Source organism: Micrococcus sp. KT16 (genome assembly GCF_003315015.1).
Lineage (GTDB): Bacteria > Actinomycetota > Actinomycetes > Actinomycetales > Micrococcaceae > Micrococcus > Micrococcus luteus.
Genome location: NZ_QNRG01000002.1, coordinates 165151 through 188307, shown reverse-complemented (window position 1 = coordinate 188307; position 23157 = coordinate 165151). Strand labels below are relative to the sequence as shown.

Genomic DNA, 23157 nt, shown 5'->3' with positions numbered 1-23157 from the left:
GGCCCATGACCGAGCAGCCCGCGGCGCCCGCCGCCCAGGACCCCCTCCACGCGAGCGCGCCGCGCGTGCCGTTCACGAAGGGCCATGGCACGGGCAACGACTTCGTGCTGATCGCCGACCCGGACGGCAACACGCAGCTCGACGCCCAGCGCGTCGCACGGCTGGCTGACCGGCACCGGGGGGTCGGCGCCGACGGCGTCATCCGCGCCGTGCGCTCGGCACGCCTGCCGGAGGGTGAGGCGCTGCTCGCCGAGCACCCCGAGGCCGAGTGGTTCATGGACTACCGCAACGGCGACGGCTCGATCGCCGAGATGTGCGGCAACGGGGTGCGCGTCTTCGTGCACTTCCTGGTCGAGAAGGGCTTCGTGGACCTGGCCCCCGGCCGGGCGATCACCATCGGCACGCGCGCCGGCGTGAAGGCCGTGACCCGGCTCGAGCACGGCTACGCGATCGACATGGGCCCCTGGTCCTACCTCGACCCCGAGCTGGCGGAGGAGGCGGCGTCGGACTCGATGGTCCGCGCCCACGGCCTCACCGATCCGCGTCCGGCGCTGAGCGTGTCGCTGGGCAACCCCCACACCGTGGTCCCGCTGGCCTCCTTCGCCGACCTCCAGGGCCTGGACCTGGGCCGCGCCCCCGAGGTGGACCCCGCTCCGCCGCTCGGCACGAACGTCGAGTTCGTGGCCGCGCACGAGCCGCTCGTGCGCGAGGGCGTCGGCCGCGTGCGGATGCGCGTGCACGAGCGCGGGGTGGGCGAGACCCAGTCCTGCGGGACGGGCGCGTGCGCGGTGGCCGTGGCGATGCGCGCGTGGTCGGGCGACCAGGGCACCGACTCGTGGCTCGTCGAGGTGCCCGGCGGCGTGCTGGCCGTGGATGTCGTGCCGGGCCCGGAGGGGGCCGAGCACGTGGTCCTCTCGGGCCCGGCCGAGCTGGTCTTCGACGGCGAACTCACCGCCTGACCGCTGTCGTTCGGGAAACGGCAGGCCACGGACCGCTGTCGTTCGGGAAACGGCGCCTCAGCGCGCCCGCGCCACCCGCAGGATCCGGAAGCCCTTGACGCTGTTCGCCCGCTCCGCGGTGAACCGGCCGGGCGCGCGCGCCTCGAGCATCCGGCCGATCCACGGCAGCAACGAGTCCGCGCCGAGGTTCTTCTGCACCACCAGCCAGGCCTCGCCGCCGGGGGCCAGGCGTGGCAGCCACCGCTCCAGCAGGGCGTGCAGCGCCGGCTTGCCGATCCGGATGGGCGGGTTGGACCAGATGAGGTCGAACTCCGCGCCCTCGGGGACGTCCTCCGGCCGCAGTGCCACGACATTGCCGAGGCCCAGGGCCGCGGCGTTGTCGCGGGTCAGCTGCAGCGAGCGGTCGTTGACCTCCACGGCGGTCACCTCCGCCTCGGGCGACCGCAGCGCCAGCGTGAGGGCGATCGGTCCCCAGCCCGCGCCGACGTCGAGGAACCGGCCCGTCGCCGGCGGCGCGGGCACGGCCGAGAACAGGGCCGCGGTGCCCTTGTCCAGGCCGTCCGGGGAGAAGATCCCGTTGGCCGTCTGGACCTCGACGTCGCGGCCGCCCAGGCGTGTCCGCACGGTGCGCCGCCGCTCGGGCGCGGAGGGGTCGGCGTCGAAGTAGTGGGATGCGGAGCTCACGGCGACCATGGTAGCCAGCGGGTCGTGGCGGCCCTCAGCCCGATGCCGGCCCGGCCAGGTCCGCGAGGATCGCGCGCACTGCGTCGCGCCCGGCGCGGTTGGCCCCGACCGTGGACTGGGAGGGCCCGTAGCCGAGGAGGAACAGGCGCGGCTCGTCCAGGGCGCGCCCGCCCGCCACGCGGATGCCGCCGGCGGGCGTGCGCAGCCGCAGGGGAGCGAGGTGCCGGATCGCCGGCCGGAAGCCGGTGGCCCAGAGGATCACGTCCGCCGGTTCGAACGAGCCGTCGGGCATCCGCACCCCGTCCGGCTCGACGGCCGTGAACATGGGGTGGCGCACCAGCACGCCTCGTGACTCGGCCTCGCGCACCCAGGACGAGCGGTGCATCCCGGTCGCCCCGACCACGGAGCCCGGCGGCAGGCCCGCACGGGTCCGTTCGTCCACCCCGCGCACCGACTCGGCCAGGGCGCCGGGCGCGGCCGAGTCCTGCCACTGCGGCTCGCGGCGGGTCACCCACAGGGTGTCCGCGACCGTGGAGATCTCGGCCAGCAGCTGCGTCGCCGAGACGCCCATGCCCACGATCACCACCCGCTGCCCGGCGAACTCGTCTTTGGACACGTAGTCACGGGTGTGCAGCTGCCGGCCGCGGAACGAGCGCATCCCGGGCACGGAGGGCCACCGTGGGGACGTCCAGGTGCCGGTCGCGTTGGCCACGAAGTCCGCCCGCCACGTGCCCGGCGCCCCGTCCGTGCGGACGAAGAACCCGCGCGCACGTCCCGGCTCGCCGATCCGCTCGACGCGCCTCACACGCACGGGCCGCCGGATCGGCAGGGCGAACCGTGCCTCGTAATCGGCGAAGTAGGCCGGCAGCAGGGTGTTGGCGTGCGCGGCCGGGTCGGCCGGCGGCACCGGGTCGCCGGGCAGCTCGTGGATGTGGTTGACGGTGGCCATCGTGAGCGAGTCCCAGCGGTGCTGCCACGCGCCGCCCGGGGCGGTCTCCGCGTCGAGCACCACGAACGTGCCGGGGGCGTCGTCGGGGACGCCGGCGGCGCCGTCGTCGTTCGGACCCAGCCCCACGAAACCGCGGCGGCGCAGGTGGTAGGCGGCGGACAGCCCCGCCTGGCCCGCGCCGATCACGACGACGGTCGCCCGGCCCGTCCGGCCGGGCCGCGGCGGGGCGGGGGAGGGGGACGCGGTCATGCCCGCAGGATACGTGCGCGTCGTCAGCGGACCGGGCGCCGGGGCCCCTGTCGCCCACACGCGCCGCCCGGTACACTCGACGCCCATGTGGATCTTCCTGCGCTGACGCCCCCGCGTCACTGCCCGCCCCCGCCCCCTCGCGCGCCCGCCTCGGATGAGGCCGTCGAGCGCGCCCCGGCACCTGATGGAGATCCCACCATGGACGATGTGGTCCGTCCCTGCACGCCCGCCGACGAGACCTCGTGGCTGCGGTGCCGCGTGCTCACCTTCCCCATGCCGACGGAGCCGCCGCGAGATCGTCGCAGCGCGGCGCCGACCTCCGCCTAACCGGCCGTGCGCGTCACCCGCCACGTCCGCCCCCTGCGGACAGCCGCCTAACGCGTCCGCCGACCCCTCTACCCTGAGACGATCGGGTCGCCCGACCGCGGCGGCCCAGAGGAGACCATGACTGAGAAGAACCAGCACACCCCCGGCCCCCAGGGCGCCCACGGCTCCGAGGACGAGATCCAGGCCGTGATCGACCGCATCCTGGCCGCCGATGACGCTCGCCGCGCCTCCGAGCGCGAGGCGACCGGGCGCGGCTCCGCGGACGGCGCCGCCGCCGAGCACCGGGACGCCCCCGACGCCGGCACCCCGGACCGCTCCGGCGCGCTCGCGGGCCGTGCACTCGCCCTGGACGAGGGCGAGGACGGGCACACGGACGCCGACGGTGACCAGGACGAGCTCGCCGCGCGCCACTCCCTCAAGCGCGTGCAGGGTCTGTCCACCGAGCTCGAGGACATGACCGAGGTCGAGTACCGCCAGCTGCGCCTGGAGCGCGTGGTGCTGGCGGGCGTCTGGACCGAGGGCTCCGCGGAGGATGCGGAGAACTCCCTGCGGGAGCTCGCCGCGCTCGCCGAGACCGCGGGCTCGGAGGTGCTCGACGGCGTCATCCAGCGCCGCGCCACCCCGGACCCGGCCACGTTCCTCGGCAAGGGCAAGGCGCAGGAGCTCGCCGAGATCGTGGCGCTCTCCGGTGCGGACACCGTGGTGGTGGACTCCGAGCTCGCCCCGTCTCAGCGTCGCGCGCTGGAGGACGTGGTGCGGGTGAAGGTGATCGACCGGACCGCGCTGATCCTGGACATCTTCGCCCAGCACGCGAGCTCGCGTGAGGGCCGCGCCCAGGTCGAGCTCGCGCAGCTCGAGTACCTGCTGCCGCGCCTGCGCGGCTGGGGCGAGTCCATGTCCCGGCAGGCCGGCGGCCGTGCCGCCGCCGGCGAGGGCATCGGCTCCCGTGGACCCGGTGAGACCAAGATCGAGCTGGACCGCCGCCGCATCCGCACCCGCATGGCGAAGCTGCGCCGGGACATCGCCGGGATGAAGCCGGCCCGGGAGGCCAAGCGCGCCAACCGTCGTCGCAACCGGGTGCCGTCCGTGGCGATCGCCGGGTACACCAACGCCGGGAAGTCGTCCCTGCTCAACCGCCTCACCCACGCCGGGGTGCTCGTGGAGAACGCCCTGTTCGCCACGCTGGACCCCACCGTGCGCAAGGCCATGACGCCGGACGGCATCGGCTACACCCTCTCGGACACGGTCGGCTTCGTGCGGAACCTGCCCACGCAGCTGGTCGAGGCGTTCCGCTCCACCCTCGAGGAGGTCGCGGACGCGGACGTCATCCTGCACGTCGTGGACGGCTCGCACCCGGATCCCGAGGGCCAGATCGCCGCGGTGCGCTCCGTGTTCGCGGAGGTGGACGCGCACCGGATCCCCGAGATCATCGTGCTGAACAAGGCGGACGCCGCGGACCCGGCCGTCGTCGCCCGGATCCGGTCCAAGGAGCCCCACGCCGTGGTGGTCTCCGCGCGCACCGGCGAGGGCATCGACGAGCTCGAGCGCGCCATCGCGGCCACCATCCCGCGGCCGGACGTGCGGCTCGAACTGCTGATCCCGTTCACCCGGGGTGAGCTGGTCTCCCGCCTCCACTCGGCGGACGCGGAGATCCTGGCCGAGGGTTACGAGGAGGGCGGCACCCGCCTGTCCGTGCTGGTCCGTGAGGACATCGCGCCGGACTTCGCCGAGTTCGTCGTGGAGGCGGACGCGTCGTGAGCGAGGAGGAGCAGGAGGCCGGGGCGGGCGGCGCGCAGCCGCGCACGGAGCACGAGCGCGAGGCGCTGCGCCTGCTGGATGCCGCGGTCCAGGCCACCGGCGGCCAGCACCGCGCGGGACAGCGGGAGATGGTGCTGCAGGTGGCGCGCGCCCTCGAGTCGCGCCGCCACCTGCTCGTGCAGGCCGGCACCGGCACCGGCAAGTCCCTGGCCTACCTGATCCCCGCGATCCAGCACGCGATGACGCAGGAGGACCCCGTCGTCGTCGCCACGGCCACGCTCGCGCTGCAGGCCCAGATCATGAAGCGGGACGCCCCCCGGCTGGTCGAGGCGCTCAAGGACGAGCTGCCCCGCGAGCCCGTCGTCGCCCTGGTCAAGGGCCGCTCCAACTACCTGTGCCGCCACAAGGTGGACGGCGGCTACCCCGGGGACGAGGGGGAGGAGGCCCTCTTCACGGTCGCCGACGACGGCGGGGTGATCGGCTCCGCCACGGACGGCGCCGCCGGGCCCTCCTCCCTGTTGGGCAAGGAGGTGATGTACCTGCGGGCGTGGGCGGACCAGACCGAGACCGGTGACCGCGACGACCTCGAGGTCCCCGTCACCGACCGCGCGTGGCGGCAGGTCTCCGTCTCCGCAGTCGACTGCCTCGGCGCGTCCCGCTGCCCCCAGGCCGAGGAGTGCTTCTCCGAGCGGGCCCGCGCGGACGCGGCGGACGCGGACGTCGTGGTCACCAACCACGCGATGCTCGCCATCAGCGCCTTCGAGGGGCTCGCGGTGCTGCCGGCGTACTCGGCCGTTATCGTGGACGAGGCCCACGAGCTCCAGGACCGGGTGACCGGTGCGGTCACCGGGCAGCTGTCCGGGTCGATCGTGCACGGCGCGGCCACCTCGCTGCGCCGCCACACCACGGTGGCCGTGGAGGATCTGATCGAGGCCGGGGCGGCCCTGGACCGCGCGTTCACGGACACCCCGTCCGGCCTGATCGCCGCCGGCCCGGACGAGGTGCAGGAGCAGGCCCTCACCGGCGTCCTCACGGCCGCGCGCCAGTGCCTGTCCGACCTCGGCCAGGACAAGGACAAGGAGGCCGACGCCGACGGCGGACGGCAGATGGCGCGCTCGCGGATCCTCGAGGTCCTCGAGGTGGTGGAGCGCATGCTCGCGGCCCGGCCCGAGGCCGACTTCCCCGAGGTGCTGTGGGCCACCCGCCCCGGCCACTTCGAGCCCGGCGTGGGCTGGCAGCCGGGGGACGAGACCGACCCGCCCCAGCTCTACGTGGCCCCGCTCTCGGTGGCCGGCAAGCTGCGGGAGGGCCTGTTCGGCAAGGCGACGACGGTGCTCACCTCCGCCACGCTCACCGTGGGCTCGGGGGAGCGCCGGTTCGACTCGGTGGCCGGCGACGTAGGCCTGGCCGGCCCGGACGCCCCGAAGTTCGAGGCCCTCGACGTCGGCAGCCCCTTCGACTACCCGCGTCAGGGGGTGCTCTACGTGGCCCGGCACCTGCCCCGGCCCGGCCGGACGGCCTCGCCCGAGTCCCTGGATGAGCTCGAGGCGCTCCTGAGTGCGTCGCGGGGCGGGGCCCTCGGCCTGTTCTCCTCGCGCCGGGCGGCCGAGGACGCCGCCGCCGAGATGCGCCGTCGGCTCGGGCCGAAGACCACGATCCTGTGCCAGGGGGACGCGACCCTCTCCGCCCTCGTGCGCCAGTTCGCCGAGGAGCCGGACACGTCCCTGTTCGGCACCATGAGCCTGTGGCAGGGCGTGGACGTGCCGGGGAACTCGCTGCGGCTCGTGGTGATCGACCGCATCCCGTTCCCGCGGCCGGACGACCCGCTCTCCCAGGCCCGCACCCGGGACGTCGCCCGGAACGGCGGCAACGGGTTCATGCGGATCTCCGCCACGCATGCGGCCGTGCGCATGGCCCAGGGCGCCGGGCGCCTCGTGCGCTCCGTGACGGACCGCGGCGTGGTGGCCGTGCTGGACCCCCGCCTGGCCACCGAGCGGTACGGCGGCTACATCACGAGCGCCCTGCCGGACTTCTGGCGCACCACGGACCGCGACGTCGTCCGCGGGGTGCTGGCACGGCTCGCCTCGGGCGATTGACCTCGCTCGGCCTCGGGCCGTCGGCCCGGCCGGAGGGAGCGGGTCAGAGCGAACGCAGGACCGTGACGACCCGCCCCATCACGGTGGCGTGATCGCCGAGGATGGGCTCGTAGGCCGTGTTCTGGGGGAGGAGCCAGGTGTGCCCGTCGCGGCGGCGGAAGGTCTTCACGGTGGCCTCGTCGTCGAGGAGGGCCGCGACGATGTCGCCATTCTCCGCCGTGTCCTGCCGGCGCACCACCACCCAGTCGCCGTCGCAGATCGCGGCGTCCACCATCGAGTCGCCCGTGACGCGCAGCATGAACAGCTCGCCCTCGCCCGTGAGGCGTCGCGGGATCGCCATGACGTCCTCGACCTGCTGCTCAGCCAGGACCGGGCCGCCCGCCGCGATGCGGCCGACCCAGGGGACCGGCACGCTGTCCGCCTCGTCTGCGCCGGTGTGCCACGCGGGGATCGCGGAGACCCGCGACGACGGCGCAGCGGTGGGGGAGGCGGCCTCGCCCAGCGGGGTGCCGTCCACGTCGAGCAGCACCTCGAGGGCACGCGGGCGTCCGGGGTCGCGCCGGATGTAGCCGTGCCGCTCGAGACGGCCCAGCTGGTGCGTGACGGAGGAGAGCGAGGCCAGGCCCGCGGCGTCGCCGATCTCGCGCATGGAGGGCGGGTAGCCGTGGTCGGCGATCGCGTCCCGGATGGTCTGCACGATCCGCCGCTGGCGGTCGGTGAGCGGCGCGCGCGCCGCCGGCTGATCGTCGGTGGTGCTCATGGCTGCCGTCCGTTCTCCCGGGGTGATGGTGGCCGGACTCGTGTTCCGGCGTCCGGCTGCCGTCCGGACGCTTACCGTGTCCGCCCCCGCTGGTTGCCTGTGTCTTGGCGGTCCCGGGGCGTTCCGGGGCGTCCGTGCATGGCCTCGAGCCTAGAGGAGAGCCGCCTCTCCTTCAAAGATATGTTCGATCTCGTCGTGGCATGTCTCGAACACCTGTGCTAGAAAGGCATTCGAACGGATTCGAACACATGTTCGATCACCTGGAGGGCATCCGCCCCGGAGGAGGACACCATGACGCTCACCACCGCCCAGTTCGCCGGCTCGCCCGCGACGGCGCGGCCGCGTCCGGCCACCATCCGTCTGACCCGCCGCGGCCGCCTCGTGCTGCGGGGGATCCCCGTGATCGCCGCGGCCGTGGCCGCCACGCTGGCGGCCGCCTTCTTCCTGGGTGTGCTGCTGTCGCCCGCCGCGGTGTCCGCGGACACCGCGGGGCCCGCCACCCAGTCCGTCACGGTCATGCCCGGGGACAGCCTGTGGACCATCGCCACCACGGTGGCTCCGGAGGCGGACGTCTACGAGGTGATCGCCACGATCGACGAGCTCAACGGGCTCGAGGGCCGGGCCCCCGCGCCGGGCGAGGAGCTGTTCGTCCCGGCCACGCGGTGACGCACGGCGGGCCTCGCCCTCCACGCTTCCTAGACTGGCGGCCATGACCGACCTCAGCTCTCTGCCCCTGCGTGAGAACCTCCGCGGCCTGAGCCCCTACGGCGCCCCCCAGCTGGACGTGCCGTACATGCTCAACACCAACGAGAACACGCATCCGGTGCCGGAGGAGGTCGCCACCGCCATCGCCGAGCGGGTCGCGGCCGTCGCCGGGGGGCTGAACCGCTACCCGGACCGCGAGTTCACGGGGCTGCGACGTGCGCTCGCCGGCTACCTCGGCCACGGCCTCACGGCGGACCACGTGTGGGCCGGCAACGGCTCCAACGAGATCCTGCAGCAGATCCTCCAGGCCTTCGGCGGCCCCGGGCGGACACTGCTGAGCTTCCTGCCCTCGTACTCCATGTACCCGCTGCTGGCCGGCGGCACGGACACCGTGTTCGTGGACGGCGGCCGTGCCGAAGACCACACCCTCAGCGCCGAGCACGCGGCGGCCATGGTGCGGGAGCACCGTCCGCACGTCGTCTTCCTGGCCTCGCCCAACAACCCGACGGGCACCGCCCTGGACCTGGCGACCATCGAGGCCGTGTACGCCGCGCAGGCGCAGAACGAGGCCGCCGGCGGGCCCGGCGCCATGGTCGTCGTGGACGAGGCCTACGCGGAGTTCGCCCTCGCCGGCACCCGCTCCGCCCTCACCCTCCTGCCCGGCCGTGAGCGGCTGATCGTCACGCGCACCATGTCCAAGGCGTTCGCCCTGGCCGGCGCGCGCCTGGGCTACCTGGCCGCGGACCCCGCCGTCGCCGACGCCCTGCGCCTGGTGCGCCTGCCGTACCACCTCTCCGCGGTCACGCAGGCCACGGCGGAGGCCGCCCTCGATCACGTGGACGCGCTGCTGCGCACCGTGGAGGACATCAAGGCCCAGCGCGACCGCATCGTCTCCACCCTGCGCGGCCTGGGACTGAGGCCCTCGGTGTCCGACTCGAACTTCGTCTTCTTCGGTCACCTCGAGGACGCGTCCGACGTGTGGCGCCGCCTGCTCGACCGCGGCGTCCTCGTGCGGGACGTCGGCATCCCGCACCACCTGCGCGTCACCGCCGGCACCGAGGCGGAGACGACGGCGTTCCTCACCGCTCTCGCGGAGGTCCTCGGCGAGACCGGGGACCGGTCCTGAGGCGTCACCGGAGTCTCGGCGTCCGCCCGGCTCCCTAGGATAGGGACAGCGCGCGCGGCGCCCCGGCCCGCCGGCACCGGCCGCGCGCACCCGCATCCCCCCGCACCCGTCCCGGACCGGTGCGGACCCAGCCCGAGGAGGACCCGTGGCAGCCGAGTTGATCTCCGGACGCCGTGCGCGCATGACGCGCACCACGAGCGAGTCGGACGTGTACGTCGAGATGGATCTGGACGGCACCGGCCGCGCTGAAATCTCCACCACCGTGCCGTTCTACGACCACATGCTCACCGCGCTGTCCCGGCACTCCCAGATCGACCTGACGGTCCGTGCCACCGGGGACACGCACATCGACGTGCACCACACGGTCGAGGACGTCGCCATCACCCTGGGCGAGGTGCTCAAGACCGCGCTCGGGGACAAGTCCGGCATCCGCCGCTTCGGCGAGGCGTCCGTGCCGCTGGACGAGGCGCTGGCGCGCGCCGTCGTCGACGTCTCCGGCCGGCCGTACCTCGTGCACGAGGGCGAGCCCGAGGGCCAGCAGTACCACCTCATCGGCGGGCACTTCACCGGTTCCATGACCCGCCATGTGTTCGAGTCGATCACGTACCACGCGGCGATCTGCCTCCACATGGACGTCGTGCGAGGCCGGGATCCGCACCACATCGTCGAGGCGCAGTTCAAGGCCTTCGCCCGCGCCCTGCGCGCCGCCGTCGAGGACGACCCCCGCATGACCGGCGTGCCCTCCACCAAGGGCGCCCTCTGATGGCCCGCCCCACCACCGTCCCCGGCGTGCGGCCGCGCGTCGCCGTCCTGGACTACGGCTCGGGCAACGTGCACTCGGCGCTGCGTGCCGTGGAGCGGGCCGGCGCGGAGGTCGAGCTCACGCGCGATCCGCAGGCCGTGCAGGAGGCCGACGGGCTGCTCGTGCCCGGCGTCGGGGCGTACGCGTCCGTGATGCGGGCACTGACCGAGGTCGGCGGCACCCGCTGGATCGGCCGCCGCGTGGCCGGGGGCCGACCCGTCCTCGGCATCTGCGTGGGCCACCAGATCCTCTTCGACGCCGGCGTCGAGCACGGCGAGCGCACCGCAGGCATGGGGGAGTGGCCGGGTGTCGTCGCCGAGCTGCCCGCCGAGGTCCTGCCCCACATGGGCTGGAACACCGTCCGGCCGCCCGAGGGCAGCGCCCTCTTCGCGGGCATCGAGGACGAGCGGTTCTACTTCGTCCACTCCTACGGCGTGCTCGAATGGGAGTTCGACCAGACGATCTCCGCCATGCGTCCGCCCCAGGTCACCTGGGCGCACCACGGCGCGGACTTCATCGCCGCCGTGGAGAACGGCCCCCTGTCGGCCACGCAGTTCCACCCCGAGAAGTCCGGGGACGCCGGGCTGCAGCTGCTGCGCAACTGGCTGGAGACCCTCTGATGCCCTACTGGTCCGTCCTCTACCTCGCCCTCGGCGGGCTGCTGCTCGGCGCCGCCTGGTCCATGCGCACGCAGAAGGCGCCGCTGTGGGCCATCGTGATCGTCCTCGTGCTGGCCGGCATGGCCATCGCCGCCTCCTTCCTGACCGTCGGCGCCTGACCGCGCCGGCCGCCCCACCCGAGAGGAACCCCATGACCCCGAACGCCCCCGCCCTCGAGCTGCTGCCCGCCGTCGACGTCCAGGACGGCCAGGCCGTCCGCCTCGTCCAGGGCGAGGCCGGCAGCGCCACCTCGTACGGCGACCCGGTCACCGCCGCCCTGGACTGGCAGCGCGCCGGCGCGGAGTGGATCCACCTCGTGGACCTGGACGCGGCCTTCGGTCGCGGTGACAACCGCGAGGTCATGCGCCGTGTGGTGGAGGAGATCGGCGTGAAGATCGAGCTGTCCGGCGGCATCCGCGACGACGCCTCGCTCGAGAACGCCCTCGAGATGGGTGCGGCGCGCGTGAACCTGGGCACCGCCGCCCTCGAGGACCCGGACTGGACCGCGCGCGTCATCGAGCGCTTCGCCGACCGGGTGGCCGTGGGCCTCGACGTGCGCGGCACCACGCTCGCCGCCCGCGGCTGGACCAAGGAGGGCGGCGACCTCTGGGAGGTGCTCGCCCGCCTCGAGGATGCCGGCTGCGCCCGCTACGTGGTCACCGACGTCACGAAGGACGGCACGCTCAAGGGGCCGAACACGGAGCTGCTCGCCCAGGTCTGCGCGAAGACCGCGAAGCCGGTCGTCGCCTCGGGCGGCATCTCCTCCCTCGAGGACGTTGCCGCGCTCGCGGCCATGACCGGCCAGGGCGTCGAGGGCGCGATCATGGGCAAGGCGCTGTACGCCGGCCGCTTCAGCCTGGAGCAGGCGCTGGCCGTCGCCGGCGGCGCCACGGTGGAGCAGGCGCGCTCCGAGCAGCCCGGCCCGGTCGCCCCGTGACGGGCTCGCACGACGACGGCGGCCTGGCCCGCGACGACGGGCTCGGTCCGATCGACGAGACGGTCGCGGTGCCGCATCCGGCGGCCCGGGAGCTGCCGGGGCACATCCGGGCCGCACTCGACCGCATGCGGGAGAAGACCGCGGGCGAGAACACCGCGGACACCGCGGGCGTCCCGTGGCAGGGCCGTGACCTCTCCGGCCCCGGCGTGGACGGCTCCGCGAACCCGTTGCACGTGTTCGACGAGGACGACGGCACCAGCCCGGCCGAGTGGACCGCCGTCATGTCGGCCCTGACGGACGGCTCCGCCGGTGAGCGGGAGGTGACGGAGGTGCTCGCGCGCATCCGCGTGTTCGCCGCCGTCGTGCCCACCCTTGCCGTGGACGAGGACGACGTCCACGACCACGCCGACCACACCGGTCACGAGCACGACGTCGCGGCGCACGGGGACAAGGCCGCGGACGTGGCCCTCGTGACCATGCGCGCGCCGGACGGCCGGCAGGCGCTGCCGGTGTTCACGAACGTGCCCGCGCTGACGGCATGGAACCCGGTCGCCCGACCCGTGGCCGTGTGGCTGCCGCGTGCCTGCCTGTCCGCCGTGGACGAGGGCTGTGAGCTCGTCGTCATCGACGCCGGCGCCGAGCACACGTACGTGGTGCGACGCCCGGCCGTGTGGTCGCTCGCCCAGCAGAGGGAGTGGACCCCCGCCTATCGGGACCAGGAGATCGCGGACGAGATCGCCGAGGTCGCCGACCTGGTCCCGAACCTGCTCAACCTGGGCCTCGCACCCGGGTCGGGGGTGGCCACGCACACGGGCTCCGGCGCGGTGATGAACGGAGGCGGGGCCGGGCCCGAGCTGCAGATCGTCGCGATGCCCACCCGGGACGCCGACGCGGCCGGGGTGCGCCTGATGACGGCCACGCTCAAGACCCTCCTGGCAGACCTGCCGCTGCTGGCCGAGCGGGCCGACTCCGTGGAGATCACGGTCCGCCGACCCTGATCGGTCGCCCGGCCTGTCCGGTACCGTTGAGGGGGAGGGGAGGGCCCGTGGTGGCCCCACCCCATCCTGGAGGCCGTGCGCCGCGCGCCGGCCCCATGCCTCCCATCCTCCGAGGAGTACCCATGAGAACCAGAACCTTGACCGGCGTCGCCACCGCGGCGCTGGGCGCGGTGGTGGTGGCCGGTGCCGGCCCCGCCCTCGCGCAGACCACGCTCACCCAGGGCTCGGCGATCACCGCGCCGGCCGGGGCGTGCAGTCTGACCATCGTCGACGACGCCACCGCCTACACCGCGGCCCACTGTGGTGCGGGCCAATGGCAGATCGGCTCGACCGTCCGCGACGTCGACGGCACCGCGATCGGCACCGTCTCGGCACTGCCCGGCGATTCGGGCGTGGACGCGGTCCGCGTGGCCCTGGCCGACGACGTCGACGTCGTGGGCGACTGGTCCACGCGGCCGGCCTCGTCCATCGGTGTGGGCGAGACCGTCTACACCCACGGCTCGTCCGTGCCGCTGGGCGCGCCGAACACCGTGTCCCACACGCAGACCTTCGAGGCCGCCACGGTCTGCGACGACGCGTACGCGGATCAGGTTGCCCTCGACACCGCCTCGACCTACGCCGGCGACTCGGGCGGGGCCGTCTATGACGCCCAGCAGCGGGTGGTCGGGGTCATCTCGGGCATCGCCCCGGTGACCTTCGACGCCGAGGGCAACGTGGTGGGCTGCGACGCCCAGGCGATGTCCTCGATCATGGTCCCGGTCGAGTCCCTCGACGCGCTGGACGCCTCCGCGGCGCCCGCCGCCGAGACCGCCGCGGCCGCGGAGACCGCTCCGGCCGCCGAGACCGCCCCGGCGATCGCCGACGTCGCGGGCCCCGTGGCCGACGAGGACCTGCCCACCGGCGGCGAGCCCGCCGTGGACGAGTCCGAGCTGACCGAGTTCACGCCGGCTGAGGAGGAGGCCATCGCGGCCGAGCTCAAGGCCCGCGCCGAGGCCGCCGCGGAGGAGGAGGCCGCCGAGGCGGCCCCCGCTGCTGAGGCCCCGGTCGCCGAGGCCGCTGCGCCGGGCGTGACCGACGTCGTGGCCGCGCCCGCCGAGGGTGTCGCCTACGGCACCCAGGTGGTCGCGCAGACGGATCAGGGCGGCTTCGCCTCCGTCACCGTCACGGCCTACGACGCCGACGGCACGGTCCTCGGCCAGGACGGCCTGGACCTCACCGGCGAGTACCGCGCCTGGCTGCCCGTGCCGGCCGAGGTGCCCGCGGGCGGCTCCGTGGTGGTCACCGTGGTCGACGCCGCCGGCGCCGCCACGGACGCCACCGTGACCCTGGGCGGTCAGCTGGTCGGCTGATCGATTCCGCCCCGAACGACACGACGAGGCCCGGTGATCCCGCACGGATCACCGGGCCTCGTCACGTCCCGGGGCGGCCCCGGCCAGGTGGGGACGCGGTCAGCACAGCCCCTCGAGCCGCCGCCCCAGGCGGGAGAAGATCCGGGTGAGGGACTCCGCCTCGCCCGGCGCCAGGTCGCCGAGGAAGAGCTCGTCCACCTGCCGGGCGTGCTCGATCGCGGCGCGCCGGAAGGCGGACCGGCCCTCGTCGGTGAGGACGGCCTCGAAGCCCCGCCGGTCACAGGCCACCGGGCGGCGGTCGATCAGGCCGCGGGCCACGAGCGTCTTCACCTGGTAGGTGATGCGCGACGGGGAGAAGACCATCCGGGACGCCAGCTCTCCCAGCCGGAGCCGGCCCTCGGGGGACTCGTAGAGGAGCAGCAGCAGGTTGTAGTCGGCCAGCGACATGCCGCAGTCCTGCTTCAGGCGGCGCTCCACCACCTCCGTGAGCATCTGGGTGGCCTCGAAGTAGGCGCGCCAGGCGCGCTTGGGCGGGTCCACCGGGCGGTGCGCCTCCGATGCGGAGCCGAACCAGCCGCCGTCGGGCTCCGCCGGCGCCGCGTCCTGCGCGGCGGGCTCAGGGGCCGGGGTTGAGGAGCTGCTCAAAGGGGGTCACCTCCAGGTCGAGGTCCGCGGGCGCGGCGGCGCGTGCCCGCGGGGGGCGGCTCAGGGTGATCTCGGCCAGGTCGCGTCCGGCGGCCCGGATGCGGGACTGCAGCGGGTCGGTCCGCATCGAGGCCTGCACGCCGGCCGCCTCGCCCCAGTCGTCCGAGGCCGCGAAGACCGCGGTCGGCACGATGCGGGCCTTGAGGTAGGCGAACAGCGGCCGCATGGCGGTGTCGATCATGAGCGAGTGGCGGGCGGTGCCGCCGGTGGCGCCGAGGAGCACGGGCACCCCGACGACGGACGTGGGCTCCGCGAGGTCCCAGAAGGACTTGAACAGGCCCGAGTAGGAGGCCTTGTACGTGGGCGAGACCGCGATGACGGCGTCGGCCTGGGCGACCTCGTCCAGGGCGGCGCGCAGGGCCGGGGAGAATGCGAAGGTCACCAGGGCCTGCGCGATGTCCACGGCGAGCTCCCGCAGCGTGATCAGGTGGATCTGCGGGACCACGCCGTGCTCGGAGAGCGCCGCCGAGGCGGACTCCGCCATGCGTTCGGCGAGCATGCGGGTCTGGGACGGGTCCCCGGACCCGCCGGAGACCACGGCGAGGTGCCGGGCCTGCGGCGTGAACGGGTCGGAGGCATCGAAGGCGCCGGGGGTGGTCACTTCGCGGCACCGCCCTTCGCGGCATCGGCGGCGGCGCGCTGCTCGGCGGCCGCAGCGCGGTCGAGCTGGGCCGGCGATCCCTCCTTGCCGCCGGGCACGGGAGCCTCGCCGCGGCGGGCGCGCGCCACGAGGAACTCGTGGGTCGGGGCCGCCGGGACGTCGTCCGGCTTCAGAGCGTCGAACTCCTTGCGCAGCACGGGCAGGACCTCCTCGCCGAAGAGGTCGATCTGCCGCAGGACGGTGTCCGTGGGCAGGCCGGCGTGGTCGATGAGGAACATCTGACGCTGGTAGTCGCCCACCCAGTCGCGGAACGTGAGCGTGCGCTCGATGACCTGCTGCGGCGAGCCGACCGTCAGGGGCGTCATCCTCGAGAAGTCCTCGAGGGACGGGCCGTGGCCGTAGACCGGCGCGTTGTCGAAGTAGGGGCGGAACTCCGCCACGGCGTCCTGCGACTTCTTCGCCATGTAGGCCTGGCCGCCCAGGGCCACGTACGCCTGATGGGCCTTGCCGTGGCCGTAGTACTCGTAGCGCTGGCGGTACAGGCGCACCATCTGGATGACGTGCTCCTTGTTCCAGAAGATGTTGTTGTGGAAGTAGCCGTCGCCGTAGTAGGCGGCCTGCTCGGCGATCTCGGGGGAGCGGATGGAGCCGTGCCACACGAAGGGGGCGACGCCGTCCAGGGGCTGCGGGGTGAGGGTGAAGTCCTGCAGCGGGGTGCGGTGCGTGCCGCTCCAGTCCACGGTCTCCTCATGCCACAGGCGGTAGAGGAGGTTGTAGTTCTCCACGGCGAGCTGGATGCCCTGGCGGATGTCCTTGCCGAACCACGGGTACACGGGGCCGGTGTTGCCGCGGCCCATCGTCAGGTCCACGCGACCGTCGGCGAGGTGCTGCAGGTACGCGTAGTCCTCGGCCAGACGCACCGGGTCCATGGTGGTGATCAGGGTCGTCGCCGTGGAGAGCTGGAGGGTCTCGGTCTGCGCGGCCAGGTAGGCCAGCAGCGTGGGCGGGTTGCCCGGGGCCACGAAGGGCGGGTTGTGGTGCTGGCCGGTCGCGAACACCTCGAAGCCCGCCTGCTCGGCGTGGCGGGCGATCTTGACGGTGTCCTTGATCCGCTGATGCTCGGTGGGGGCGGTCCCGTTCGTCGGATCGGCGGTGATGTCGCCGATCGTGAAGACGCCGAACTGCATGGTGTGCTCCTCAGTGTGCCCGGGGGCGGGTCTCACGGTGCCGGCCGCGCCGTCGCCGTGTTCTTCAAAAATGAACTATACCGCACAACGAGCCGCCCCGTCCTGAATATTCCGCAGGGCCCGACACGGCAGACTGGTCCCATGAGCCCCGCCTTCGACGCCGGTCGCCTCGCCCACACGGACGTCCTCATCCTGCAGCAGGTGACGAGCTTCCTGTCCAACGACATCCGAGTGACGGACCCGGACGGGCGCACCGTCGTCTCGGTGGTCACTACGGGCGGAGGACTGGGCCGAATGCTGATGGGGAACCGCAGCTTCGACGTGGTCGACGGTGACGACGGCCGCGTGCTCTTCCGCCTCGCCGACCCGGCCACGTTCGGCCGCGACCGCTTCGCGATCCTGGACGCCGACGGGCTGCCCCTGGCCCACCTCGTCCGCCAGTTCGCGTTCCTGCGGACGTCCGTGAACGTCGAGGTCGTGGACGGCACGTGCTTCGCGGTGACCGGCGACCTGTGGGACCACGACTACGACATGACCGTGGGGCAGCAGCCGATCGCCCGGGTGACCGCGCGGTTCGGAGGGGTCATGAACGCCCTGGCCGGGCGCTCGCGGTACGAGATGCGCCTGGACCCCGGCATGCCGCCCGTGGTGCGCTGCGCCGTGCTCGGCACGGCCATCGCACTCGACCTGATCCGGGCCAAGGACCGGCGCAGCAGCAGCTGAGTCCGCCGAGCGCGCGGCCGTCTCGACGGCGCCTCCGGGGCGTGCCTTGACCCCTCCCGTAGGATTCGACGGTGGACTTCGGAGCGTACGGACGGCTGTTGCAGGACCCTCGGATCCGCCATCTGCTGGCGGTGGGGTTCATCGCCCGCTTCCCGCACACCGCGGCCGGGGTGATACTCACCCTCCACGTGGCTCTCACGCTGGGCCTGGGCTACGGCCAGGCCGGCCTGGCCGGGGCGGCGATGACGCTGGGCATCGCGGTGGGCTCGCCGTGGCGGGGCCGCGTGGTGGACGCGAAGGGGCTGCGCCGTGCACTGCTGCCTTCCGTGATCGCGGAGGCGGTGATCTGGCCGATCGTCCCGTGGCTGCCGTTCTGGCCGATGCTCCTGGCCGTGTTCCTGGGCGGCGTGTTCTCACTGCCGATCTTCTCCGTCGTCCGGCAGGGACTCGGCGTGCTCACCCACGGCAAGGACCGGCAGACGGCGTTTGCCCTGGACTCCATCGTCACGGAGACGATCTTCATGATGGGCCCGGCGCTGGGCGCCGTCGTCGCGGCCACGTGGTCGAGTGCCCTCGGCCTGACCATCGTCGGCCTCTCCAGCGCGCTGGGCGGCATCCTGCTGATGTGGTTCAACCCGCCGACACGGTCGAGTCAGCTGGCCGTCGTCGGACCGGCGACCGAGGATCCCTACACCGAGGAGCAGGACCGTCAGGAGGCGATCGCCCAGGCGGTGACCGCCGCGCCCATGCACGTGGAGATGGCCGCCCCCAGCCTGGCCACCGGCGCGCTGCCGGCCATTACGGAGGCCATCCCCCTCGTCACCGGGTCGCTGCCCGTCATCGCCGCGGACGGCTCCGGGCCGACGACGGCGCCGCGCAGGGCCCGGGCCGAGCGGCTGCGGCAGTGGCGGCGGAGCCACTTCTCCTGGGTTGGGTCGGAGGTGCTCGGCGTGCTCGTGGTGTCGATGGCGGCCGGGATCGTCATGGTCGGCACCGAGGTCTCGATGGTGGCCGAGCTGGAGTCGCAGGGCGCCGCGGCGTCGGTGGGTCTGGTGTACGCGTTCTGGTGCGGCGCCTCCGCCGTGGGCGGGCTCTTCTATGGGGCCTGGGGCCGCCAGGTGCACCCGTACCTGCTGATGGCGCTGTTCGCCGTGGCGACGGTGCCGCTCGCGCTCGTGGACGGGGTGTGGGCGCTCGCCCTGGCCTCGATCCCCTCGGGTCTGCTGACGGCGCCGACCCTGGCCTCGGCCTCGTCCCGGCTCTCGCACCTCGTAGTGGAGGAGCGGCGGGGCGAGGCGATGGGCTTCTACGGCTCGGCCATGACCGCGGGCGCCGCGATGGGCGCCCCGCTGGCCGGCGTGTTCATCGACGGCGTCGCCCCGTCCGCCGGCTACGTGTTCGCGGCGGCCGCGGGCTTCGTGCTCGTGCTGCTGGCCGCCCTGGCGACGGTGGCGCGCGGGCGGCGCCCCGCCTGAGCCGGACCCGCTCGGCGCCTCAGGCCAGGAGCTCGTGGATGCGGCGGACCAGCACGGCGGTGAGGTCCGCGTCGAAGTCCGCGGTGGAGGAGTCCATGAACAGGTGCCGGTCCGTGTCGTACTCGAAGAGGTCGGCGGGGCGGTCCGGGTGCTCGGCGGTGGCCGCGTAGGAGCGGGCGGTCTCGAGGTCGCCCTCGAGGGCCCAGGGGTCGCGGGCGCCGAGGTGGATCTGCAGGGCGGTGTGGGGCTGCCAGAGCGGGGCGTAGGCGTCGAGGGCCTCGGCGCCGGCCATGGCGATGCACGCGCGGAAGCCGGGGACCACCTGGGCGGCACGCCAGGCGGGCATCACGCCCATGCTGATGCCCGCGACGACGGAGGCCTCCTGGTGCTCGGCACACGCCCGCATCCCGCGCCGGCCGATCTCCTCGAAGCCGATGTGCTGGGCGTGGGCGACACCCTCGTCCACGGTGGCGAAGGTGCGGCCGTCGTAGAGGTCCGGGGTGTGGACCGTGTGACCGCCGCTGGCGATCTGGTCGGCGAGCGCGCGCACGCCGTCCGTGAGACCGAGGGCGTGGTGGAAGAGGATGATCTGCGCCATGGGTCAGAGCGTAGACCGCGGTGGGCGGCTTCCCCAGAGTGCGGGTGGGTGAGCGGGGGCGAAGAAGTGAGGTGGCTCCGTCTTCAGCCGCGGGCGAGTTAGCGCTCATTGCGTGGAGGGCAAGCGCAGTGCTTCCCTGACCGGTGCCCTGGGTTCTCGTCGCTGTGACCCCAGGACAGCACCGTCTCAGTCTTCACGTCGCGCGGGCGGAGACTGCGCGGGCGAGCGGCGAGGAATCTTCTGCATGAGTGCCGAGCCACTCGTGCGATCGGTCACGGGGCCGCTCGAGGTACGAGCGGGCAGCGGCCTCCTCGCCCCATCCGTCCTGCGACCTCCAGGACGTCATCGCCGGACGATGCCGCGGCCGCTTCGGACGTACGGCGACGAAGGGGCGCCATGTCTGGCTGCTCCCGGTGCGCTCGCCCGTGACGTCCACGCGGCATCGCCGTCAGTGCGGTCACGCCGGGGCGGGAGACGCGAGCTGGCAGGGCATGCCGGGTTCGGGGACGGCGGGACTGATGTGCACGGCCCGCCCCGGCAGGGGCTCGACCTCGGTCAGCCGGGGCCAGACGAGCCGGTGCTCGGCGTTCGTCCCGGCCGGCACGAAGAATCGATGGGGCAGGTGCAGCAGCAGCCGGCCCGTCGCCAGCTCGCGGCCGCCGAACACCGCCAACCGCAGCCCGGCGGCCGCCGGACGGCCGAGCCAGTCGTGCACGTCCTCCTCGACCGTGCGGTAGGTGTCCCCGACGCGCAGGCCGGACCACGCGTTCCAGCCCGTGATCACTGCCGTGCCGCCGGCGGCCGCGAGCTCGCGCAGGCGGGCCAGGACGGCCTCCCCGGCACCCTCGGAGTCCGGGGTCAGCACCGGCCACCCGGACCGTGCGGCCGCCGCGGCCTCCCCGGTGCCGTCCAGCACGGCCACCGGCCGGCCGCTGCGCATCGCCACCTCGACGACGGCGGCCAGCGTCTCCGCGCGACCGCCCGCGGCCTCGACGATCCATGCGGTGCGTCCCTCCGCGCCGGTCGGCCACCGCCAGGGACGGTGCCGGCCGTGGGCCGCGTCGTCGAGCAGGGCCAGGGCCGTGGCCTCCGCCCGGCGAGCGCGGTCCGGCACCCAGCGCTCCGGCAGGGCGGGGGTGACCACGGGCGGAGGTGTCGGCCAGTCACCCGCCGCGTACTTCTCCACCAGGACCGAGACGACGGCCTCCCAGGGGGCGACGGCCGGGGCGGCCGCGGCCTCGCCCAGCGGTCGCCACACGGGCGTGCCGCCGTCGACCGTCCACTGGGACGCGCGGAAGGGGACCGGCGGGCGCCCCGCCGTCGAGAGGATCGCGGAGCCGGGGCGACGCGGGTCGAGCCGGGCCGCGGCGGCCGTGCCCACCAGGTCCCACGACTCCTGCTCCGTCGCGGTGCGCAGGGCGATCGTGCTGCCCAGGTTCGAGCGCAGGTCCGAGCCCACCGCGCCCGTGGCCCGCTGCGTGGCCAGGATGAGGTGGAAGCCGAGGGAACGGCCCGTGGCGGCCAGACGCTGCAGGACGGCGGCCGCGTCCGGGTGGTCGTCCACGAGCACGCGCAGTTCGTCGATCGCCACGACGAGCCGAGGCAGCGCCGCGTCCGGATGGCGGCGACGGAAGCCGGGATAGTCGCTGACCCCGGCCTCCGCGAAGAGGGCCTCGCGGCGATGCAGCTCCGCCCGGATGGCGCTCAGCGCCCGCAACGAGGCCGTTCCCACGTGGTTGGTCTCCAGGCTCATCGTGTGGGGGAGCGCACCCAGCGGACCGAACGACGCGCCGCCCTTGAAGTCCAGCAGCAGGAACGCGACCTCGGCCGGCGGGTGGTGCGCCGCAGCCCCCAGCAGGAGGGACAGCAGGAGATCCGACTTCCCGGATCCCGTGGTGCCCGCGATGAGCAGGTGCGGACCGTCGGCGGCCAGGTCCATCTCGACGACGCCCGTCTCGTCGCCGCTACGGGCGAGGGTCACGGTGAGCCTGTCGACGGCATCGCGGGCGCCCACCTGCCCCGGGGGTGTGAGCGTGCCGTCCCCGTCGTCGGTGGGCAGCATGCCGAGGTCCACGACGTCGTCGGCCAGCTCGGTCAGCCAGGCGACCAGGGTGCCGTCGGCGAGGCCGTCGGCGGTCACGTCCTCGAAGCGCTGTTGTTCCGCCGGGACCACGACGGTGCGCCCGCGCAGGTCGACGACGGCGTCCCCCGGCGCAGGCGACGGCCCGGTGAAGTCGTACCGCGTCCAGGGTAGATCCGTCCGGGCCGTGGGCGTCGTCCCCGCGTCGTCGCCGATGGCGGCCCGCCACGCTCGCCACGCCGGATCCAGTGCCGCGTCCTCAGGAGCCGACACCAGCAGCCGCGGGCCGGACCCGCCCGACCACCAGGTGCGGCGGACTCCACCGGCCTCCACCACGAACGCGCCATCGGCGGCCACCGCGTGCCGCAGGAGCTGGAACACCGCCCACCGGCAGGCCCCGGCCACATCGCGCGGCGGCCCGACCACGACGACGCGCGACTCCGGCGGTGACGTCGTCATCACGGTGCGCCGCGACGTGACGGCCTCCACCCATGCCTCGTCCGGGTCGTCCCGCGACAGGGACAGCGCCCCGACGCCGGAACCCCACGAGACCGCCACGGCCTCGTCGGCCCCCGCCGTCAGCCCGAAGCGGTCCGTCGCGCCGGAGCGGACGGCGCGGGCCACCCCACCGGGGCTCAGTGCCGCCCGAGCCCGCCGGCGGACGACCGCGTCCGCGCGGGCGGCGAGCAGCCGCGCATGCCGCAGCCGGGTACGGCGCTGCATCGCCAGCATGACCAGCGCCACCGTCACGGACAGCACACCGAACAGCAGGAACATCGGGTTGCCCATCATCAGGACCAGGGCGACCCCGAGCACCAGCGGGCCCAGGGCCGCCACCAGCGGGATCACGACGGACTGCCGGGCCGGTGGGGATCCGAGGTCGACGGCGGGCGGCTCCGGCGTGATCGGCCGCGGCAGGGCGGACCCGGGCCCGCGGACCAGGCCCAGGGCGGTCCGGCCCACAGGGAGCGGGCTGCGGCCGTCCCACAGGCGTCCGGTGTCCCGAGGACCGTCGTGGACGTGCAGCCCGGTGGGCGCGAGCCGCAGACGCATCGGCCGCGACGGGGCAGAGGGGTCGTCCAGCAACAGCCGCGCCCCGCCGCGTCCCACGCTCAACCCGCCCTCCCCCAGAGGGACGAGGCGGCCGGCGTCGGGTCCGTGCTCGGTGACCACCGCGAGCTCCGGCCCCCGGGCCGGTGCACTCCCGACCCGTTCCGCGTACGTCACGCTGCGCGGCCCGGCAGCGCACCGGTGCAGCGACCGGGCGGGAAAACGTTCCCGCACCGCCCGGTCCTGCTCGTCCGCGTCGGCGGGGAAGTGCTCCACCCGCCATGTCTCGGGAGCGGCCCCGCCCAGGATCCGCACGCTCCAGGCCATCCCCGCCCCTCCCTCCTGAGACCGGCGACCGGCCCGTCCGGCCGCCTGGGGAC

21 protein-coding genes are annotated in these 23157 nt (G+C 74.2%); 13 read left to right on the top strand and 8 right to left on the bottom strand.

The window, feature by feature from the left end; all coding sequences use genetic code 11:
• Positions 1 to 5 precede the first annotated feature (5 nt).
• The gene (gene dapF, locus DE149_RS02975) at positions 6 to 959 is read left to right on the top strand and encodes a diaminopimelate epimerase (protein WP_113913929.1); all 954 of its coding nucleotides are present in this window, start codon (positions 6 to 8) and stop codon (positions 957 to 959) included.
• A 57-nt stretch (positions 960 to 1016) separates the two neighbouring features.
• On the opposite strand, the gene DE149_RS02970 is transcribed toward dapF, so the two are convergent.
• Complete coding sequence (locus DE149_RS02970) at positions 1017 to 1652, bottom strand: class I SAM-dependent methyltransferase (protein ID WP_113913928.1); 636 nt, start codon at positions 1650 to 1652, stop codon at positions 1017 to 1019.
• A 25-nt stretch (positions 1653 to 1677) separates the two neighbouring features.
• Positions 1678 to 2841: an NAD(P)-binding domain-containing protein gene (locus DE149_RS02965; RefSeq protein ID WP_113913927.1), complete on the bottom strand. Its 1164-nt coding sequence runs from the start codon at positions 2839 to 2841 to the stop codon at positions 1678 to 1680.
• 444 nt (positions 2842 to 3285) lie between these two features.
• Here DE149_RS02965 and hflX point away from each other — a divergent pair, with 444 nt between their 5' ends.
• Entirely contained in the window at positions 3286 to 4926 is a 1641-nt protein-coding gene (gene hflX, locus DE149_RS02960; protein WP_113913926.1) for a GTPase HflX, read from the top strand.
• Entirely contained in the window at positions 4923 to 7022 is a 2100-nt protein-coding gene (locus DE149_RS02955) for an ATP-dependent DNA helicase (protein WP_113913925.1), read from the top strand. Before hflX ends, DE149_RS02955 begins: the two co-directional genes overlap by 4 nt.
• A gap of 43 nt (positions 7023 to 7065) precedes the next feature.
• Here DE149_RS02955 and lexA read toward each other — a convergent pair whose 3' ends face one another.
• Positions 7066 to 7782, bottom strand: coding sequence for a transcriptional repressor LexA (gene lexA, locus DE149_RS02950; protein ID WP_020628152.1), 717 nt, complete (start codon positions 7780 to 7782; stop codon positions 7066 to 7068).
• Positions 7783 to 8073: 291 nt separating this feature from the next.
• Here lexA and DE149_RS02945 point away from each other — a divergent pair, with 291 nt between their 5' ends.
• From DE149_RS02945 to DE149_RS02915, 8 genes are all read left to right on the top strand, one after another.
• Positions 8074 to 8448, top strand: coding sequence for a LysM peptidoglycan-binding domain-containing protein (locus DE149_RS02945; protein WP_020628151.1), 375 nt, complete (start codon positions 8074 to 8076; stop codon positions 8446 to 8448).
• A gap of 43 nt (positions 8449 to 8491) precedes the next feature.
• A complete protein-coding gene (locus DE149_RS02940; protein ID WP_020628150.1) occupies positions 8492 to 9613 on the top strand; it encodes a histidinol-phosphate transaminase in 1122 nt (373 codons plus the stop codon).
• 181 nt (positions 9614 to 9794) lie between these two features.
• Positions 9795 to 10376: an imidazoleglycerol-phosphate dehydratase HisB gene (hisB, locus tag DE149_RS02935; RefSeq protein WP_152743305.1), complete on the top strand. Its 582-nt coding sequence runs from the start codon at positions 9795 to 9797 to the stop codon at positions 10374 to 10376.
• On the top strand, positions 10376 to 11035 hold the full coding sequence (hisH, locus tag DE149_RS02930; RefSeq protein WP_004167703.1) for an imidazole glycerol phosphate synthase subunit HisH: 660 nt from the start codon (positions 10376 to 10378) through the stop codon (positions 11033 to 11035). Before hisB ends, hisH begins: the two co-directional genes overlap by 1 nt.
• Positions 11035 to 11193: a hypothetical protein gene (locus DE149_RS11670; protein ID WP_004167696.1), complete on the top strand. Its 159-nt coding sequence runs from the start codon at positions 11035 to 11037 to the stop codon at positions 11191 to 11193. Before hisH ends, DE149_RS11670 begins: the two co-directional genes overlap by 1 nt.
• Before the next feature lie 32 nt (positions 11194 to 11225).
• Positions 11226 to 12011 carry a bifunctional 1-(5-phosphoribosyl)-5-((5-phosphoribosylamino)methylideneamino)imidazole-4-carboxamide isomerase/phosphoribosylanthranilate isomerase PriA gene (gene priA, locus DE149_RS02925; protein ID WP_036313998.1) on the top strand — a complete coding sequence of 262 codons (786 nt, stop codon included), beginning with the start codon at positions 11226 to 11228 and terminating at the stop codon, positions 12009 to 12011.
• On the top strand, positions 12008 to 13009 hold the full coding sequence (locus tag DE149_RS02920; protein WP_020628148.1) for an SseB family protein: 1002 nt from the start codon (positions 12008 to 12010) through the stop codon (positions 13007 to 13009). Before priA ends, DE149_RS02920 begins: the two co-directional genes overlap by 4 nt.
• Positions 13010 to 13131: 122 nt before the next feature.
• On the top strand, positions 13132 to 14358 hold the full coding sequence (locus tag DE149_RS02915) for a trypsin-like serine protease (RefSeq protein WP_223247523.1): 1227 nt from the start codon (positions 13132 to 13134) through the stop codon (positions 14356 to 14358).
• Between the two features lie 99 nt (positions 14359 to 14457).
• On the opposite strand, the gene DE149_RS02910 is transcribed toward DE149_RS02915, so the two are convergent.
• The 3 genes from DE149_RS02910 to DE149_RS02900 are packed head-to-tail and all read right to left on the bottom strand — an operon-like array spanning position 14458 to position 16851.
• Complete coding sequence (locus DE149_RS02910) at positions 14458 to 15003, bottom strand: MarR family winged helix-turn-helix transcriptional regulator (protein ID WP_020628146.1); 546 nt, start codon at positions 15001 to 15003, stop codon at positions 14458 to 14460.
• Positions 14975 to 15664 (bottom strand): FMN reductase, encoded by a 690-nt coding sequence (locus DE149_RS02905; RefSeq protein ID WP_113913924.1) that lies wholly within the window; start codon positions 15662 to 15664, stop codon positions 14975 to 14977. The genes DE149_RS02910 and DE149_RS02905 overlap by 29 nt, the downstream gene beginning before the upstream one ends.
• Entirely contained in the window at positions 15661 to 16851 is a 1191-nt protein-coding gene (locus DE149_RS02900; RefSeq protein WP_102708357.1) for an LLM class flavin-dependent oxidoreductase, read from the bottom strand. Before DE149_RS02900 ends, DE149_RS02905 begins: the two co-directional genes overlap by 4 nt.
• 141 nt (positions 16852 to 16992) lie before the next feature.
• On the opposite strand from DE149_RS02900, the gene DE149_RS02895 reads away from it, so the two are divergent.
• Both DE149_RS02895 and DE149_RS02890 read left to right on the top strand, forming a co-directional pair.
• Positions 16993 to 17574, top strand: a complete 582-nt coding sequence (locus DE149_RS02895) for an LURP-one-related/scramblase family protein (RefSeq protein WP_113913923.1) — start codon at positions 16993 to 16995, stop codon at positions 17572 to 17574.
• Positions 17575 to 17645: 71 nt separating this feature from the next.
• A complete protein-coding gene (locus tag DE149_RS02890; protein WP_113913922.1) occupies positions 17646 to 19049 on the top strand; it encodes an MFS transporter in 1404 nt (467 codons plus the stop codon).
• A gap of 19 nt (positions 19050 to 19068) precedes the next feature.
• On the opposite strand, the gene DE149_RS02885 is transcribed toward DE149_RS02890, so the two are convergent.
• Both DE149_RS02885 and DE149_RS02880 read right to left on the bottom strand, forming a co-directional pair.
• Entirely contained in the window at positions 19069 to 19647 is a 579-nt protein-coding gene (locus DE149_RS02885) for a dienelactone hydrolase family protein (RefSeq protein WP_113913921.1), read from the bottom strand.
• 457 nt (positions 19648 to 20104) lie between these two features.
• Positions 20105 to 23104 (bottom strand): FtsK/SpoIIIE domain-containing protein, encoded by a 3000-nt coding sequence (locus DE149_RS02880; RefSeq protein ID WP_113913920.1) that lies wholly within the window; start codon positions 23102 to 23104, stop codon positions 20105 to 20107.
• Between the last annotated feature and the right edge of the window lie 53 nt (positions 23105 to 23157).

Coding starts and splice junctions, on each gene's coding strand:
- dapF (WP_113913929.1), top strand. CDS start 6: ATGACCGAGCAGCCCGCGGCGCCCGCCGCCCAGGACCCCCTCCACGCG.
- DE149_RS02970 (WP_113913928.1), bottom strand. CDS start 1,652: ATGGTCGCCGTGAGCTCCGCATCCCACTACTTCGACGCCGACCCCTCC.
- DE149_RS02965 (WP_113913927.1), bottom strand. CDS start 2,841: ATGACCGCGTCCCCCTCCCCCGCCCCGCCGCGGCCCGGCCGGACGGGC.
- hflX (WP_113913926.1), top strand. CDS start 3,286: ATGACTGAGAAGAACCAGCACACCCCCGGCCCCCAGGGCGCCCACGGC.
- lexA (WP_020628152.1), bottom strand. CDS start 7,782: ATGAGCACCACCGACGATCAGCCGGCGGCGCGCGCGCCGCTCACCGAC.
- DE149_RS02945 (WP_020628151.1), top strand. CDS start 8,074: ATGACGCTCACCACCGCCCAGTTCGCCGGCTCGCCCGCGACGGCGCGG.
- DE149_RS02940 (WP_020628150.1), top strand. CDS start 8,492: ATGACCGACCTCAGCTCTCTGCCCCTGCGTGAGAACCTCCGCGGCCTG.
- hisB (WP_152743305.1), top strand. CDS start 9,795: ATGACGCGCACCACGAGCGAGTCGGACGTGTACGTCGAGATGGATCTG.
- hisH (WP_004167703.1), top strand. CDS start 10,376: ATGGCCCGCCCCACCACCGTCCCCGGCGTGCGGCCGCGCGTCGCCGTC.
- DE149_RS11670 (WP_004167696.1), top strand. CDS start 11,035: ATGCCCTACTGGTCCGTCCTCTACCTCGCCCTCGGCGGGCTGCTGCTC.
- priA (WP_036313998.1), top strand. CDS start 11,226: ATGACCCCGAACGCCCCCGCCCTCGAGCTGCTGCCCGCCGTCGACGTC.
- DE149_RS02915 (WP_223247523.1), top strand. CDS start 13,132: ATGAGAACCAGAACCTTGACCGGCGTCGCCACCGCGGCGCTGGGCGCG.
- DE149_RS02900 (WP_102708357.1), bottom strand. CDS start 16,851: ATGCAGTTCGGCGTCTTCACGATCGGCGACATCACCGCCGATCCGACG.
- DE149_RS02895 (WP_113913923.1), top strand. CDS start 16,993: ATGAGCCCCGCCTTCGACGCCGGTCGCCTCGCCCACACGGACGTCCTC.
- DE149_RS02885 (WP_113913921.1), bottom strand. CDS start 19,647: ATGGCGCAGATCATCCTCTTCCACCACGCCCTCGGTCTCACGGACGGC.
- DE149_RS02880 (WP_113913920.1), bottom strand. CDS start 23,104: ATGGCCTGGAGCGTGCGGATCCTGGGCGGGGCCGCTCCCGAGACATGG.